The organism is Oscillatoria nigro-viridis PCC 7112 (genome assembly GCF_000317475.1).
GTDB classification, from domain to species: Bacteria; Cyanobacteriota; Cyanobacteriia; order Cyanobacteriales; family Microcoleaceae; genus Microcoleus; species Microcoleus nigroviridis.
In genome coordinates this window covers 2,886,637-2,901,557 of the sequence record NC_019729.1, presented here as the reverse complement: position 1 = coordinate 2,901,557, position 14,921 = coordinate 2,886,637, and the positions used below count along the sequence as shown (strand labels likewise).

At 48.6% G+C, this 14,921-nt stretch carries 15 protein-coding genes; 8 read left to right on the top strand and 7 right to left on the bottom strand.

The genetic code is table 11. The annotated features are described in order from the left end of the window. Nucleotides 1-22: 22 nt before the first annotated feature. From OSC7112_RS12290 to OSC7112_RS12285, 3 genes are all read right to left on the bottom strand, one after another. The gene (locus tag OSC7112_RS12290) at nt 23-1,630 is read right to left on the bottom strand and encodes an ABC transporter substrate-binding protein (protein WP_223300819.1); all 1,608 of its coding nucleotides are present in this window, start codon (nt 1,628-1,630) and stop codon (nt 23-25) included. 160 nt (nt 1,631-1,790) lie between these two features. Beyond that, nucleotides 1,791-1,937, bottom strand: a complete 147-nt coding sequence (locus tag OSC7112_RS39665) for a hypothetical protein (protein WP_190274386.1) — start codon at nt 1,935-1,937, stop codon at nt 1,791-1,793. Between the two features lie 256 nt (nt 1,938-2,193). Beyond that, nucleotides 2,194-2,808 (bottom strand): hypothetical protein, encoded by a 615-nt coding sequence (locus tag OSC7112_RS12285; protein ID WP_015176201.1) that lies wholly within the window; start codon nt 2,806-2,808, stop codon nt 2,194-2,196. Between the two features lie 474 nt (nt 2,809-3,282). Here OSC7112_RS12285 and OSC7112_RS39660 point away from each other — a divergent pair, with 474 nt between their 5' ends. From OSC7112_RS39660 to OSC7112_RS12270, 4 genes are all read left to right on the top strand, one after another. Next, complete coding sequence (locus OSC7112_RS39660) at nt 3,283-3,441, top strand: hypothetical protein (RefSeq protein ID WP_190274385.1); 159 nt, start codon at nt 3,283-3,285, stop codon at nt 3,439-3,441. 316 nt (nt 3,442-3,757) lie between these two features. Continuing rightward, nucleotides 3,758-5,326 (top strand): serine/threonine protein kinase, encoded by a 1,569-nt coding sequence (locus OSC7112_RS12280; protein ID WP_015176200.1) that lies wholly within the window; start codon nt 3,758-3,760, stop codon nt 5,324-5,326. Nucleotides 5,327-5,846: 520 nt separating this feature from the next. After that, on the top strand, nt 5,847-6,179 hold the full coding sequence (locus OSC7112_RS12275) for a DUF6825 family protein (RefSeq protein ID WP_015176199.1): 333 nt from the start codon (nt 5,847-5,849) through the stop codon (nt 6,177-6,179). A gap of 114 nt (nt 6,180-6,293) precedes the next feature. Then, complete coding sequence (locus OSC7112_RS12270; protein ID WP_015176198.1) at nt 6,294-8,060, top strand: ABC1 kinase family protein; 1,767 nt, start codon at nt 6,294-6,296, stop codon at nt 8,058-8,060. 11 nt (nt 8,061-8,071) lie between these two features. On the opposite strand, the gene OSC7112_RS12265 is transcribed toward OSC7112_RS12270, so the two are convergent. Further along, the gene (locus OSC7112_RS12265) at nt 8,072-9,283 is read right to left on the bottom strand and encodes an RNA-guided endonuclease InsQ/TnpB family protein (RefSeq protein ID WP_015174797.1); all 1,212 of its coding nucleotides are present in this window, start codon (nt 9,281-9,283) and stop codon (nt 8,072-8,074) included. Between the two features lie 255 nt (nt 9,284-9,538). Between OSC7112_RS12265 and OSC7112_RS39655 the strand changes: the two genes are divergently transcribed. The 4 genes from OSC7112_RS39655 to OSC7112_RS12250 all read left to right on the top strand — a co-directional run bounded on the left by OSC7112_RS39655 (nt 9,539) and on the right by OSC7112_RS12250 (nt 12,266). After that, nucleotides 9,539-9,733, top strand: a complete 195-nt coding sequence (locus OSC7112_RS39655) for a hypothetical protein (protein ID WP_015176197.1) — start codon at nt 9,539-9,541, stop codon at nt 9,731-9,733. Further along, nucleotides 9,711-10,442: a PP2C family protein-serine/threonine phosphatase gene (locus tag OSC7112_RS12260; protein ID WP_190274384.1), complete on the top strand. Its 732-nt coding sequence runs from the start codon at nt 9,711-9,713 to the stop codon at nt 10,440-10,442. The genes OSC7112_RS39655 and OSC7112_RS12260 overlap by 23 nt, the downstream gene beginning before the upstream one ends. Before the next feature lie 91 nt (nt 10,443-10,533). Further along, nucleotides 10,534-11,736: an anhydro-N-acetylmuramic acid kinase gene (locus OSC7112_RS12255; protein ID WP_015176195.1), complete on the top strand. Its 1,203-nt coding sequence runs from the start codon at nt 10,534-10,536 to the stop codon at nt 11,734-11,736. A gap of 80 nt (nt 11,737-11,816) precedes the next feature. Then, nucleotides 11,817-12,266, top strand: coding sequence for a hypothetical protein (locus OSC7112_RS12250; protein WP_015176194.1), 450 nt, complete (start codon nt 11,817-11,819; stop codon nt 12,264-12,266). A gap of 428 nt (nt 12,267-12,694) precedes the next feature. Here OSC7112_RS12250 and OSC7112_RS12245 read toward each other — a convergent pair whose 3' ends face one another. The 3 genes from OSC7112_RS12245 to OSC7112_RS12235 all read right to left on the bottom strand — a co-directional run bounded on the left by OSC7112_RS12245 (nt 12,695) and on the right by OSC7112_RS12235 (nt 14,918). Then, a complete protein-coding gene (locus OSC7112_RS12245) occupies nt 12,695-12,892 on the bottom strand; it encodes an NblA/ycf18 family protein (protein WP_006635253.1) in 198 nt (65 codons plus the stop codon). 496 nt (nt 12,893-13,388) lie between these two features. Then, nucleotides 13,389-14,117, bottom strand: a complete 729-nt coding sequence (locus OSC7112_RS12240) for an ExbD/TolR family protein (RefSeq protein ID WP_015176193.1) — start codon at nt 14,115-14,117, stop codon at nt 13,389-13,391. A gap of 15 nt (nt 14,118-14,132) precedes the next feature. Continuing rightward, entirely contained in the window at nt 14,133-14,918 is a 786-nt protein-coding gene (locus tag OSC7112_RS12235) for a MotA/TolQ/ExbB proton channel family protein (RefSeq protein WP_015176192.1), read from the bottom strand. Nucleotides 14,919-14,921 lie beyond the last annotated feature (3 nt).

The window sequence follows — 14,921 nt, the reverse complement described above, 5'->3', positions numbered from 1 at the left end:
AGAGGTGTCTCGATCTAGCTTCTCAATTTTTGCTCACTTCCTCAAAAGATTCCGACCCCAAAGGACTCGGAATCCAACCTAGAATATTCTTGCGTTTTCCTAAAAGCGGCTGCGAATGTACGATCGGCAAACGCACAGCTTCCCCGTGCAAAATCTCGCTAACTTCCCCATAAATTTTTGCCCTCGCAGCCCGATCCGCAGTCGCCCTACCTTTATCTAAAAGTTCGATAACTTTGGGATTTTTCCAATTACCCAAATCGGCCGTCGCACCGGGTCCGAAATGGGGATAATAGAAATTATCCGGGTCGCCGTAATCGCCCGTCCAACCCATCATAAAAGCTTGAAATCCGGGAGGTTTGAGTCGATCGGCTAAATAAGCAGACCAATCCTTTGTCAGCAATTTTACCCGAATCCCGATCGCGCTCAAATCCGCCGCCAAAGCCTCAGCGATCGGCTTCGGCGTGGGAAAATAGGGACGGCCCACGGGCATATACCACAAATCCAAATCGAAACCGTTCGGATAACCTGCTTTCGCCAGCATCGCTTTAGCTTGCTGCGGGTTAAATTCGTAATCTTTCACTGTTTCAGACGCCGCCCAATTCAGCACTGATGGCACAAATTCCGCATCGTGTTTGCCGAGTTCTCCCCAAAAAGCTTTGACAATTTCAGGCTGGTTAATTGCTTGCGCGATCGCCCGTCTAACTTCCGGTTTTGCTAAAGGTTCGTAACTCGGATTTAAGGCTAAATAACCGACATTAAAAGCAGGGCGCAACACAGCTTCTAAATTTGCATCTGCCTGAATTTCTTGCAATTGATCCGGCGTTAAATCAACGGTAAAATCGAGCTGTCCGGCTCTCAATTGAGCCAGCCGCGCCGCCGGATCTTCCACAAAACGAATTACCAATCGATCGAGTTTTGGCGCGCCAGTTTTCCAATAATTCTGATTTTTCTCCAAAACAATGCGATCGCCCGATCGCCATTCCCGAAACACAAAAGGCCCCGTCCCCACCGCCAGCGACCCCGGAGTGCCGTACTGAGCACCCGCTTTTTTCACCGCCGCCGGACTCGCCATCCCGAAATAACCGGAACCAATCGCCGAGGGAAAAGCAGCAAAAGGTTGATTTAAAACAAATTTAATTGTATACTTATCAACAACGGCCACATCTTTTACTAAAGAATCTTTTTCTCCCTTAAACCCGCCAAATAAATTTTTCCAAATCGGATAATTCTTGCCCGCTTCTCGAAAACCGTTAGGATTTTTGGCATCCCACCAGCGATCCACATTAAACTTAACAGCTTCCGCATCAAAATCCGTGCCGTCGTGAAACTTGACCCCGGAACGCAACTTAAAAGTCCAAGTTTTACCATCTGTAGAACTTGACCATTCAGTAGCGAGACTCGGCTCAAGTTCCACAGTTCCCGGTTTGAAATCAGTCAAGCGATTGTAAATTTGGTCGATAACAATCACCGAATTCCCATCAGTAATATTTCCCGGTTCCAGATTGACCGGCGGCCCGCCCGCACCGTAAACTAAAGCCCCAGCCGGAACCGCAGCAGGAGTTGGCGGGGTTGGAGAATTCTTGCTAGCCGTGTTTGAAGGCGTGCCGCAATTTGATAAAATTACAGCCATCCCAAAAACTATACTTAATAAAACTAAACGCCATGGTTTTAACAATCTCATTTCAATAGCCCCGGTTTAATAGTAAATTTTACTCATATCAATAAATTCTAATTTGCTCTTTCTCTCCCCTCTGCGGCCTCTGCGTTCTCTGCGGTTCATTTAGTAAATTCTATATTAAAAACCCATCTAAATTAACAAACAAAATAGAGCAGCCTGATGATATCATGCTGGAGGGAAAAATATCAAGCCACACCTTTACATTAGGCGACGCAACCAGCATGAAAGCTAGCGTTTCCCGCCCAGCTAGAGAGGTCATTCGATTTTAGGTTTTAGATTTTAGATTTTAGATTTTAGATTTTAGATTGACTCCATGAATCTGGCGGGAGCATAAACATTCCTTTCCCCACCCAAAAAATTTTTGAATATTTGCATATAACACCCGATTCAGGATTCGCAAACATCAATATTTCTCTCTTTTCTCTTTCTCTGCGCCCTCTGCGCCCTCTCCGGTTCGTTGAAAAAAATCTACTTTACATCAAGCAATAGGATGGCTATATGCGATCGCACCCACCCTACAAATCAAAACTTTCTTCACCAATACTTCCCAGTTCCCCGCTACCCAGAAACTCTTCCTCCTCTACTTCCTCACTCCCAGACTCGAAACTTTCCACCACAAACGGTAAACCAGCCGCCATCAAACCCCGTTGAATCAGTTCCGGCGTTTCCTCAAACAAAACAAATAGCGGATGAACCGCCTCAGCTTCATCGCTGTAAATATGTCTGTAGCGGTGCGGCATCACCCATTCATAACCTTTATCCAGCCAAACCTGAGACTGCCGCCAGCGGCCGAGCAACTCAGAAAACTCTTCGCCCGGACGATGAATGAAAATCAAAATTTCCACTCCAATTTTAACTTTCCATTCAGGATCGCACATCAAAATCGCCAAATCGCAGGGCAAACAAACGGCCTGTCCGGGCGATATGCTAGTGCCGCTGCTTCCGGCATACGAAACCCCGTCCCGCAAGCGGGCAATTGGCAAAGGAATTGTGATTAAACTCTCATGGGCGCGGCGGATACTCGGAATCATTTCCATGTAAACCCGATATTTTTTCAGCAGGGCGATCGCGGCAGAAGATTCGCTGTACTCTGCTAGTAAAGTCTCGTAATGTGATTGTTTAACAGACATTTTCAAACTAAAGAATAAGTAATTACTAATTGCTGCTAATTGCTAATCGATCGCTTCTCGTTACCAGGAATACCCCATTGGTGACAACTTAAGCTCAAGTTTCCCGAAGGGGGGAACTTGAACTTGCCTCTAGCCCTTGGTGTGTAACGCGAACAGCGATTGAAGCATTTATGGCTCTGAGGTACCAATGTCTGGACAATGCTTACAGCCTTTTTCTTTACAAGGTTTGAGCCATTTGCAGTCTCAAGATTAAGCCCGATACGATGCCTCTTTGTTATTTTATGCCGCTCGCCTGAACTTCATCTGAGCCAAAAAGGTAATCTGGTCTGTAAGGTGTGACTCTGGGAGCAACATGGGAAAACGACTTACTATAAATCCAGCTCGTAAGCTGTTCGGGATTTAAATTGTATGTCAAAAAACAATAAAACAATCAGTGGGGTGGGCCTATGAGCCCGCCCCGAATATGCAATTTAAATGCGCGACAGCTTATTCGCCATCGGAATGTACCAGTTCGCCTCAACTGAAGTGATCGCAGCCAGATTGCAAGAATTGCTGTCAATTCCCCAAGCTCAAGAGCGCCATCCGGCAATCTTGCATATTATAAAAATGATTATAAGTCAACAAAAAACCTAAATCTTTACAAAAATCGACTAATTTTAAAGACTTGCTAAAGCAATGAGGGGTTGTACCCCCCATAAGTTAGAGTCAGATATTATAGATGCACCCTGATGGCTGTCCCGTTCCACAAGAGCGGGATTTTTATTATGGGAAAGCCGGAGCGTTAAGTTTCACAATACCTACTACAGATAAAATGACGTGGGGATGCAAAGATTAAAGATATAGCAGAGCTAAAGCTCAAACTAGGGCGCCGATCGATCGAACCTCACCCCTAACTCTGCGAAATAACCCAAAGGCGGTAGCATAGTTTGGGAAACGGCATCAACTGAAGATGAATTTAGCGCCAGCAACAGTCCTGCAACAGGGCAAATACAAAATTAACGCGACTTTAGGGATAGGAGGGTTCGGCATCACTTACCGAGCTATCCACACCCATTTAAACCAAACCGTCGTACTCAAAACCCTCAACGAAAGTCTGCGCCAACACCCAGAATCTGCCCAATTTCAGCAGCAGTTTATTGCCGAAGCCCAACGCCTGTCACAGTGTCAGCATTCCAACATAGTCAGGGTAATCGACTTTTTTGAAGAAGCCGGACAGTCTTTTATTGCAATGGACTACATTCCGGGCCAAACTCTCGCCCAAATAGTCGAAACCGATCGCCCGCTGCCAGAAGCCCAGGCCCTGCACTATATTCGGCAAATAGCCTCAGCCGTAAGTACAGTTCACCACAGCGGATTGCTGCACGGAGATATCAAGCCAGAAAATATTATCCGGCGAGCCGATTCTCACGTAGTAATGTTAATAGATTTCGGAATTGCCCGGGGCTTTACCGCCGGCACCACACAAACCCACACTAACTTGCTCTCCCCTGGGTACGCGCCGATCGAACAATACCTCTATGACGGTAAATGTACACCGGCCACTGATATCTACGCGCTCGCAGCCACCCTCTACTACTTACTCTCCGGCGTGGCGCCCGTAGCAGCACCCCTGCGCGATCGTATTCCCCTAACTGAGTTGCGGCAATTTCAGCCCAACCTCAGCCCGGGAATCGAGCGAGCCATCCTTCAGGGACTTGAAATCGACCCCCACAACCGCCCTCAGACAGTGGAAAATTGGCTCACCATGCTGCAAGAAACAGAGCGAGTATCAGTAAAAAGAAAAGGCAAGCAAACTCTAAGATTGCCCGCACCTCCCCCGCCGCAGTTGACTTTTATGGCGTTTGTGGTAACGGCTGCAATTGCAGGCTGGATGGGTTTTGACCTAGCATGGCACTACAACAGCACCAGTCTCAGCAATCGTCCCAAAATTGAATCCTTCCCATCTCTCGAAGATTTGCTCAAATCCCGCGATTTGTCAGGGCCGATGTTCGGGCAGCCGTCTGTCGAAAGCAGCCCTCTCTACCCGATCGAACTCAACAAGCGCCCCAAACCCCCCTTAGACAGCAGCAAGATTCCCGAACAGATAGATCCCTCCGAAACTAGCGCCGAACCTTCTGAGTCCCCAAGCCCGGAAACTCCCGCCCCAGAACCCGAAGCAAAACCTGAGCCATCCCCGACGCCCAAACCCGCAGAGGAGCCTTCTGAGTCCCCCATTCCAGAGCCTCAAACCGAAATCGAGCCAGCTCCCCAACCAGAAGCCGCACCAGTACCGGAAGTTGCGCCCCTGCCGCCAGAACCGCCCGCCGCACCCGCCCCGCCTGCCCCTGGGAGTCCTAGCGCTGAAACCTTGCCGCCGTCGGAATCCCCGTCGCCAGTAATAGCCTCGCCGATCGAGCGATCGCCTGAGCCTGCGATACCCAGCCGCAGTGGCAACAATTCAGATAGTCCGATCGCACCTGATTCACCACCCCCTGTGGCAGATCCCGCAGTGCCTTTTCCCGAACCTGCGACAAATTAGTATTGTTTGTGTTCCTTAAAAGTGCGGACAAATACTTGGTTTTATGAGTCAGCAAATAGGCGAGCGGTAGTTGAGATAATAAGGCCATACCTAGCCAATGACTATCTTCCAAAAACTTCCGTCGCATCTAAAAAATCCAACAGTCGCCGTCTGAGTTTATCGCATATTTTCTATTCCCTCTGCTATCCATATGCCCGCAAAAAAATGCAGGACTGTGTTCTATTTTGATTGAAATTATGTTAGAATATGTGCGCGGCACTGAGGTGGTGTGATGTCGCATATTATTGCTGCCAAGCTGCAAACATTTTGGTACAAAGCAACCCCAACCTCGAATTTGAGCCAGTGTAAGCGAGGCTTTTGGGCTAAGCCGTTGCGCGTTAGACTGTTCTAACTCTCAACAATCCCATCCCCGACACTCGGGGTGGGAGTGTCAATTCCCCCAAAATTCCTTCCTTTGGGAGCAAGCATCATCGGGGACAAGCAAGTTATAATTTGTTGCGGAAGCGCACAGAGATTTTTTATGAGTAAACCCCCAGTTCATGCTTTTTTTGTAGGCAGAGCACTTGCCGAAGCACTGTACGAGCAATTAGAAAGCGCAGCAACCAACGCTTTCTCTGAACTCGGCAAATTTGACGCAGAACAAAGAGAACGCCTGCGGCAGTTCACAGATCGAGTTGTGGAACGGGCAAATAAAGCTTCGGAGGAGGCGATGCAGACCAGAACTGGCACTGCAAGCACCACCACCATTCAAGACATCCATCCCGCTGATTTGCAAGCGACTATTGACGAGCTGCGCGCCGAAGTGGCTCTTGTGCGATCGGAATTGCAGCGCTACCGCAGCACTTTGCCCTAGCGCTCGATTCGACCACAACTATTGTTTACTACGTGAGCGCATTGCTTTGCGCTCCTGCGCTCCTACTTCCAATCAAAGCAACAACATAATAAAATAAGCAATTTGGGAACCCAAGTGTCTGCTCTCCTTGATGACTCTGTTAATCGCCAGCGCTCCCCCAAGCACACTGGCGAAGCCGATGAGCCAAAAACTGCTAGTAAATCCTACAAAAGTAAAGCTTATCGCTGGAATCGCGAAAAATATTCCCGGAAGCGGCGCTTCTTCGACATTTGGGCCTTTGTCTTGCTCTGGCTGGCTTCCCTCTGGCTCGACAGCAAAAATTGGAGCTACTGGGGAGGCGTGACTGAAGAAAAGAAAGTTGCCAGACGCCGCTTTCAAGCTATCTGGGTGCGAGAAACACTCTTGGATTTGGGGCCGACTTTCATTAAAGTTGGGCAGTTATTTTCCACCCGCGCCGACTTGTTCCCAGCAGAGTTTGTGGAGGAACTTTCTAAGCTGCAAGATAAAGTCCCTGCTTTCAGCTACGAGCAGTTGGAGGTAATTGTCGAGCAAGATTTGGGCAAGACAGTTCAAGAACTCTACCGCAGCTTTGACCCGGTACCCCTGGCTGCTGCCAGTCTGGGTCAGGTACACAAAGCTCAACTGCATTCGGGCCCGGAAGTGGTCGTCAAGGTGCAGCGACCGGGACTGCGGAAACTGTTCGAGATCGATTTGCAAATTCTTAAGGGAATTGCCCGCTACTTTCAAAACCATCCTAAGTGGGGCCGCGGCCGAGATTGGATGGGGATTTATGAGGAATGCTGTCGCATTCTCTGGCTGGAAATTGACTATCTCCATGAAGGCCGGAATGCTGATACTTTTCGCCGCAATTTTAGCAACTGTGACTGGGTGCGGGTGCCTAGGGTTTATTGGCGGTACGCGGCTCCGCGAGTGCTGACTTTGGAATACCTGCCGGGGATTAAAATCAGCCACTACGAAGCTTTGGAAGCGGCCGGTATCGATCGTAAATTAATCGCTCAGTTGGGGGCAAAAGCTTATTTGCGCCAGTTGCTCAACGACGGCTTTTTCCACGCTGACCCACACCCCGGCAACATCGCTGTTAGTCCTGACGGTTGTCTGATTTTCTACGATTTTGGCATGATGGGGCAAATCCAGTCGAACGTCCGCGAAGGACTGATGGAGACCCTCTACGGCATTGCTTCCAAGGATGGACAGCGGATTATGGATTCTCTGATCGAGTTGGGAGCTTTGGTGCCTACGGGTGATATGAGTCCGGTGCGCCGCAGCATCCAGTATATGCTGGACAACTTCATGGACAAGCCTTTTGAAAATCAGTCGGTGAGCGCAATTACGGACGACCTTTACGATATTGCCTACAACCAACCTTTTCGCTTCCCAGCTACTTTTACTTTTGTAATGCGAGCTTTTTCCACCATCGAAGGGGTGGGCCGAGGCTTAGATCCCGAGTTCAACTTTATGGAGGTGGCACAACCTTTTGCCATGCAGCTTATGAGTAATGGAAATGGCCCTGATACAGGTAGCAGCATTTTTAACGAAATCGGCCGTCAGGCGGCTCAGGTGAGTTCGAGTGCTTTGGGTTTGCCCCGCCGGATTGAGGAGACTATTGATAAACTCGAACAGGGAGATTTGCGGATTCGCGTCCGTTCGGCGGAAACAGAGCGTTTGCTCCGCCGCATGAGCAGCGCTCAAATGGGTACGAATTATGCTTTGCTGATGAGTGCTTTTACTTTGTCGGCGACAATTTTGTTTGTCAGCAATCAAGTCTGGCCGGCTGTCGCTGTGGCAGTCCTGGCGGCGGGTGCAGGGTTTGCTATGCTGCGTTTGTTCAGGCGGATCGATCGTTTAGACAGGATGTCTTGACACTCTCCTGGCTAAAGCCGAGGAGATTCTTGATTCGCAGAATCGACTTGCCGATGCAGAATTACTTCAACATCGGTAGCGGTCAATTCTCCACAAGCGTTCGGATCTAAGATCCAAGTTCCGACGTGCCCCGCCGTACTCAATCCCCGACTCAGGATATTTTTAGCTGCGTTCCAGTCACGATCTAATACGCATCCACACCGACAAGCGTGGGTTCGCGTTGAGAGACTTTTCTTAACAATTGTTCCGCAACTAGAGCATTCTTGACTTGTTCCGTTAGCTGGTACGGCAATCGTAATTCTTCCGAATACTTTGCCAAAATATTCCAACCAAATTCGGAACATATACCAAGATGCGTCGTTAATCGATTTTGCTAGAGAGTGATTCTTCACCATATTTTTAATCCTCAAATCTTCGTAGACTACACAGTCGTTAGACTGGATGACGCATCTTGCCAACTTCACGGCAAAATCTTTACGCTGTCTGCTGATTTTGAGGTGGCGCTTCCCTAGAATCGCTCTAGCTTTTTTTCTGTTTTGCGAACCCTTGACTCGTTTTGAAACTCGTTTTTGGGCTTTCTTCAACCTGCGTTCTCCCTTGCGGAGGAAACGCGGGTTATCAACTGCAACGCCATTTGAGTCAGTGTAAAACTCTTTAAGTCCTACATCTAACCCGATGGTGTTACCCGTGATTTCAATCTTTTCAGAACGGTCAACTTGAGTGCAAAACTGGACATAATATCCGTCTGCTCGCCTTACCAAGCGTACTCGTTTGATTTGACTGCGCTGGTAGAAATGCAAGTCGCGGGTTCCTTTTAATTTAAGTTTGCCGATTCCTTTTTTATCGGTAAAAGTGATTGATTTCCGGTCGTCTGCCAGACGCCAGCCCGTAGTTTTGTACTCTACCGAGCGGTTGTCTTTCTGGAATTGCGGAAACCCTTTTTTTCCTGGGACTTTCTTTTTGCAGTTGTCGTAGAATCGTGAAATCGCCGACCACGCTCTTTCTGAACTCGATTGTCTGGCCATGCTGTTTAAGTCGTCGCAAAACGGGAATTCCTTCGCTAGAATGGCGCTGTATTTATTCAAGTCGTATTTGTTGACTTTTTCGTTTTCCATCCAAAAGCGCAATGCTTTGTTGCGGATGAACTGCACCGTTCTAATTGCTTCGTCTACAGCTTCAAATTGCTGCTTTTTACCGTATGCTTTCAACTCGAAAACTAGCATGACTTCGACCCTCATCACGATAGGTTTATGCTAGCAGCGTTGGCTTAACCCGGTTCTCATTGTTCACAAAGATTTACATAGTTGTAATTTACAGTACATACAATTCAGAAATCTCATGAAAAATACTGGGAGGCTAAAGCCTCCTTACCCCTTTCATCCCCGGACTGAAGTCGCGGGGTTTTCAGGGTGTTCTTTATAAATCCAGTTTTTTTTTGTAGGTACTGGTTAATTTACTGGATTTACCGAAATTTTAAGATGGGATTACCATTATACGATCTACAATATGAGGTCAAGGAAGTGCAATTTTTCCAAAACTCGCGATCGCGGGCTGCTGAATTTCAAGTCGGTGCGGGATTTAAGTCTTGGAAAAAAAATCGCACCCCATTAAATCAAGCTTTCAAGTTCGATGAGTCCAATCACCCAATCTATGAAACGCTCTTTCGCAGGTAAGACAGACACAGGGCTAGTTCGTTCCGTAAATCAGGATTCGTACTACATAGACTCTGACGGGCGATTTTTCATAGTGGCCGATGGCATGGGAGGACACGCCGGAGGTCAAGAAGCCAGCCGGATTGCGACTGAGGCGATTCAATCTTATTTGCTCGAACATTGGGAAGGGCCAGAGGATTCTCCGCTGTTGTTGGAAAAGGCTTTTTTAATTGCCAATCAAGCAATTTTGACGGATCAGCTCGACCACCCCGAGCGTGCTGATATGGGAACTACGGCTGTGGTTCTAATGTTTAGGGATGAGGGCCGACCCTGGTGCGCTAATATCGGGGACTCTCGCTTGTACCGACTGCACGGCTCTCGCTTGGAACAGATTACTGAAGACCAGACTTGGGTGGCTCAGGCTGTGAAAAGAAAGGCCCTAACTCCTGACCAGGCTCGCACTCATCCTTGGCGTCACGTTTTGTCCCAGTGTTTGGGCCGCGATGATTTGCGGGAAATAGATATTTTGCCGGTGGACGTGCAGCCTGGGGATCGCTTGCTGCTCTGCAGCGATGGCTTGACTGAAGAACTTTCCGATCCTTTGATAGCTTCGCCTCTGAAGTCGATTCGCGCCTGCGAGGGCGCTGCAAATGCTTTAATTCAAGCAGCTAAGGATAAAGGTGGACGCGATAATATTACTGTGGTGATCGTGACGATCGACCTTAAATAATATTCGATCGCCCGATCGCACCCGACCATCTCAAATCGAAAAATCGAAAAATTGAACAATCTAAAATCTAAAATCTAAAATCTAAAATAGAATGACCCGCGTTATCGGTTTGATCAGCGGCACGTCGGTGGATGGCATTGATGCTGCTTTAGTGGATGTCGTCGGTTCCCAAACAGACTTGAAAGTGCAATTGGTGGCCGGCAAGACTTTCCCTTATCCTGCTAATTTGCGATCGCAAATTCTCTCAGTTTGCAGCGGCTCAGCTTTGTCAATGGCTGAACTAGCAGAATTAGATGATGCCATCGCCCAAGAATTTGCCACGGCGGCATTGACAATTCAAGCAGAATATGATAATGCCGAATTAATCGGCTCTCACGGTCAAACAGTCTACCACCGACCTGCTGGGAAAGCCCAGAAAGACAGCGCCGGTGCGTTAATGGGCTACAGCTTGCAACTCGGGCGGGGCGCGCTAATTGCGGAATTGACAGGAATTACTACTGTGAGTAACTTTCGCTCGGCAGACATTGCAGCAGGGGGTCAAGGAGCACCTTTAGTGTCAATAGTTGATGCCTGCCTGCTGGCGGAACCCAACTGCAGCCTCTGCATCCAAAATCTCGGCGGAATTGGCAATGTTACCTATCTTCCGGCCACGGGAAAAGGGGAAAACCAGGACGAGTCAGAAATTTTGAGTCTTGGGGATGGCATATCGGGCTGGGATACAGGCCCGGGGAACTCCCTCTTGGATTTGGCAGTGCAGCACTTCTCGGGCGGCACTAAGACGATCGACGAAGGTGGAGCTTGGGCGGCATCGGGAACTCCCTGTCAAGCTTTAGTCGAGGATTGGCTCGCATCAGAGTTCTTCCGCCAAGCACCGCCGAAATCAACGGGGCGAGAGCTATTTGGTGTAGACTATTTTGACAGGTGTTTGGTCGAGGCCCAAGGTTACAACCTCAGTCCTGCTGACGTGCTGGCTACTTTGACAGAACTGACTGTTGCCTCGATCGTTCACAGTTACCAAACTTTTTTACCGGCTATGCCCGATCGAGTTTTACTGTGCGGCGGTGGCAGCCACAATCTCTACTTAAAACGCCGATTGCAATCTCAATTGCACCCAGTGCAAGTGTTGACTACTTCTGAGGCAGGCTTGAATGTAGATTTTAAAGAGGCGATCGCTTTCGCGGTTTTAGCAGCATGGCGGGTTCGGGGCATTCCCGGCAATCTGCCTCGAGTTACTGGTGCCCGGGCACCGGTACTTTTAGGGGAAATTAACTCTTGTTGGCACAGTTGGGCGTGATAGCATAGAGTCTGAGGGACAACGGCTGTGCGTTGTTGCACCAGCATTGTAGCCAGCAGCAAAAGCATAGGAACAGCACTGTGGCTCACACGTTTTTAATGGAATCTGGCCAATGGACGCTCGAAGGAAGCTGGATTGAGCGCAATGGCGTGCCAATTACGGTTAAAGGCAAAACTTTAGTGAGCTGGAACCGAACAGATTGGTTCAGTATGGTGACGAAACTGGTGTTTCCTGGAGGCGATCGCGAAGAGATTATTTTGCAGTACCGAGGACACCTCAACAGCGATGAACGGCAGTATACTTTTGTACTCCAACACAGCGAACTCGGCCGCGTCGAGGGCGAAGGTTGGATTGCTCCCCAGTCGATCGTCCAGCGTTATTGGGTATTGGGAGACGAACGCCAGCGCCGGACTGGTTTTGATACCCTTCACCGGGTTGATGACAACCGCTACTACCAATCTAGTGGCATCATGTCTGGTCATTACTTGACAAGTACAATGGAGGCGACTCTAGAACGTCAGCCGGAATAACTCTTTCTGGAGTCCACAGTTGCCAGTTCTAGGGATTGATGTGAAAAATGAAGGTTTTGCTAGTCGGAGGTCGCGCTCAGATGTCCGACTAGCGCCATTTTTGTCAAACCTCATCCGCTGCAACTAAACACAAATATATTGAATTGGTTAAAAAGTTTAATTGGTTGAAAAATTAACACTATTAAGAGTTATCCAATTTTAGAGTCGAGGCGATAAATTATCTTTGCGCTCTCCGGTGGTGTCGATCGACAAACTGCTTAGCTCGACTCCCCAATTCGAGTGAAATCCACAAAGAAACTTTCTAATTTTTCTCAAGTCTCTACACAGGTCTTCTAGCTTCTGCCTTCGAGTGACGCCCCATCACCCCCAACTCCTTTCCGCCTGAGGGAAGAGAGTAAGAGACGGAGGTCGCCGACTGCGACTCTTGGTTACTCAACGCCTGGGTTAGGTTCTAAACCCCAGTGGTGTTTCAGAAAATGGCGGTACATGGTTTCTCGTAGCATCATTTGCTCGTAAAGCTTGACCAAAAACTCCTGAGCTTGTTCGCGGCTCATGTCACTTACCTGTGTTTTGAAGGAACACAGGCTAAATTGCTGTTCCAAAGACAATTCTGCTGGTTGGCTCATGACTTTGACTCCTCTGTAAGTAAAGGTGACTTAAAAGTGAACACCTGGATTAACCAGATTTGTAAGTTGTTTCAGCGATCGACCGTTGGTTTCGGGATGCCCGACTGCCCATCTGGCTTTAGTATATATTACAAAAGGTAACAATCATTTGACAAAATTACCATCTGTCAGAAGAAATAACTTACTTAGGGATAGAGATGGCGAGATGTCTGCAAAAGTTCCTTCCGCAGGCATATACAAGTGTATCTACTTGTCAAGAGAAAAAAGGCTCAGTACGAACCAAAAGAATTGAAGCCCTTTATACCAAATCCGGCGGAGATTCTCTGCGCGAGGGGGAGAGGGGGAGATGAGGAGAGTCGGAGAGGGGGAGATGAGGAGAGTGGGAGATGAGGAGAGTGGGAGAGGGGGAGAGGGGGAGAATTTCTATTTCTCTGTTCTCCCTTATTCCTTCTCCCTTATTCCTTCTCCCTTATTCCTTCTCCCTTATTCCTTGTGACTAATTCGATGACCCCCCATCCTGCGGTGGAGTGACCGCTCCGGGTCTTAAATTGGGAGCAGCGGGTGCAGGTGAAACAGGAGGAATGCCCTGATTTGCCCCAGAGTTGCTAGGCTGCCCGAGAGCCGGGAGAGGGGATTGAAACTGATTCGGATTGAACTGCTGCTGCCCAGGAGCCGGGAGAGGAGATTGAAACTGATTTGGATTGAGCTGCTGCTGCCCAGGAGCCACAGGAGACTGCAGGGGTTGACCGGAATTGCCGATCGCAGGTGCCGCAGGAATGCCAGAATTGGGAAGCGAGGTATTGGGCAATGGGGAAGGAGCCGAACTAGGAAGAGTTGCCAGGGCAACTCTATCGCCCCCTACCTCTCTCAATTTGTCTAAAACCTCGACAACTTTGGCATATCTAGCATTTTGAGGAGCGTACAGTACCATCAACCCCGCAGGATTTCTGCTTTGGAAACTCTTTAAAACTCGATCGAGTTGTTGGTAATTAACAGGCAATTGATCGAGATAAGTTTGACCGAAATCGTCAATGCTGACAATCAGCATCTCTCGCATCTGCGTTTGTCCAGTCTTTGCTTTAGGCAAATCGACATTAATTGCTTGCTGGCGAGTCAGTTGCAAAGCCGCCAGCAGAAAAAACGTCAGAATGCAAAAGATCACGTCAATTAAAGGCACCAGTTCTATCCGAGCCTCTTCAGCAGGATTATCTAGATTAATCTTCATCAGTTCTCAGGAGTTTTAATTATTAGAAGGTGAATCTTCAGCCGGATCGGAACCTTTCAATTTCGGCTCCCGATGCCGTTCTCCCGATTCTTGAGAATTGAGAGAACGCCTGTTCAAACCATCTGCACCAAAAGAAGAATTGCTGTATTCTGCACCGGGCGATCGACCCTTAGCATTAGCGGCCGGCCAGTATTGCCTGTAAAGCAATTCCAGTTCATTTCCAGCTTTGCGAAATATTTTTGCCTGGTTGAACAAAAAAGCTTGAAATATCCGATAAAAGGCCAAGGTAAAAATTGCTACTACCATCCCTGAAGCAGTCGTGATCAGCGCCTCGCTAATCCCCAAAGTTACGCCAGTTGTTGCCGCCGTGCCGATGTCGCCCAGACGGATGGAACTGAGCGAGTTAATCAAGCCCAGAACTGTTCCCAGCAAGCCCAGCAAAGGGGCTAGAGCGATCGTAGCTTCTAAGATTTTGTCGCCGCGGCGCATCGAAGCCAACTCTTCATCGGCTGCAGCTTCGAGTGCGAGTCGAAACAAATCTGGTTCGGGATTGTAGAGCCGCAGGGGTGCAGAAAGAAATCGCCCGATCGGCTGTCGGTTAGCTTGTCTGGCAATCTCGTTAGCAGCCCCCCAATCGCTGCGAGCCGCTTCCAGAATGCGGTTAACTATCTGCTTTTCTTTGCTCAGGAGGCTCGCCCAAAACCACAAGCGCTCGATAATTGTACTCAAAGATAGAATCGACAACACCAACAGGGGCCACATGGCGGGGCCGCCTTTTTGAAACAGTTCTTGAATATTCACAAT

Excerpts from the sequence above, each read along its gene's own strand:
- OSC7112_RS12280 (WP_015176200.1), top strand. The coding sequence starts at position 3,758 with ATGAATTTAGCGCCAGCAACAGTCCTGCAACAGGGCAAATACAAAATT.
- OSC7112_RS12255 (WP_015176195.1), top strand. The coding sequence starts at position 10,534 with ATGACCCGCGTTATCGGTTTGATCAGCGGCACGTCGGTGGATGGCATT.
- OSC7112_RS12240 (WP_015176193.1), bottom strand. The coding sequence starts at position 14,117 with ATGAAGATTAATCTAGATAATCCTGCTGAAGAGGCTCGGATAGAACTG.
- OSC7112_RS12245 (WP_006635253.1), bottom strand. The coding sequence starts at position 12,892 with ATGAGCCAACCAGCAGAATTGTCTTTGGAACAGCAATTTAGCCTGTGT.
- OSC7112_RS12275 (WP_015176199.1), top strand. The coding sequence starts at position 5,847 with ATGAGTAAACCCCCAGTTCATGCTTTTTTTGTAGGCAGAGCACTTGCC.
- OSC7112_RS39660 (WP_190274385.1), top strand. The coding sequence starts at position 3,283 with ATGCGCGACAGCTTATTCGCCATCGGAATGTACCAGTTCGCCTCAACT.
- OSC7112_RS39665 (WP_190274386.1), bottom strand. The coding sequence starts at position 1,937 with ATGACCTCTCTAGCTGGGCGGGAAACGCTAGCTTTCATGCTGGTTGCG.
- OSC7112_RS12260 (WP_190274384.1), top strand. The coding sequence starts at position 9,711 with ATGAAACGCTCTTTCGCAGGTAAGACAGACACAGGGCTAGTTCGTTCC.
- OSC7112_RS12285 (WP_015176201.1), bottom strand. The coding sequence starts at position 2,808 with ATGTCTGTTAAACAATCACATTACGAGACTTTACTAGCAGAGTACAGC.
- OSC7112_RS12265 (WP_015174797.1), bottom strand. The coding sequence starts at position 9,283 with ATGCTAGTTTTCGAGTTGAAAGCATACGGTAAAAAGCAGCAATTTGAA.
- OSC7112_RS12290 (WP_223300819.1), bottom strand. The coding sequence starts at position 1,630 with ATGGCTGTAATTTTATCAAATTGCGGCACGCCTTCAAACACGGCTAGC.
- OSC7112_RS39655 (WP_015176197.1), top strand. The coding sequence starts at position 9,539 with ATGGGATTACCATTATACGATCTACAATATGAGGTCAAGGAAGTGCAA.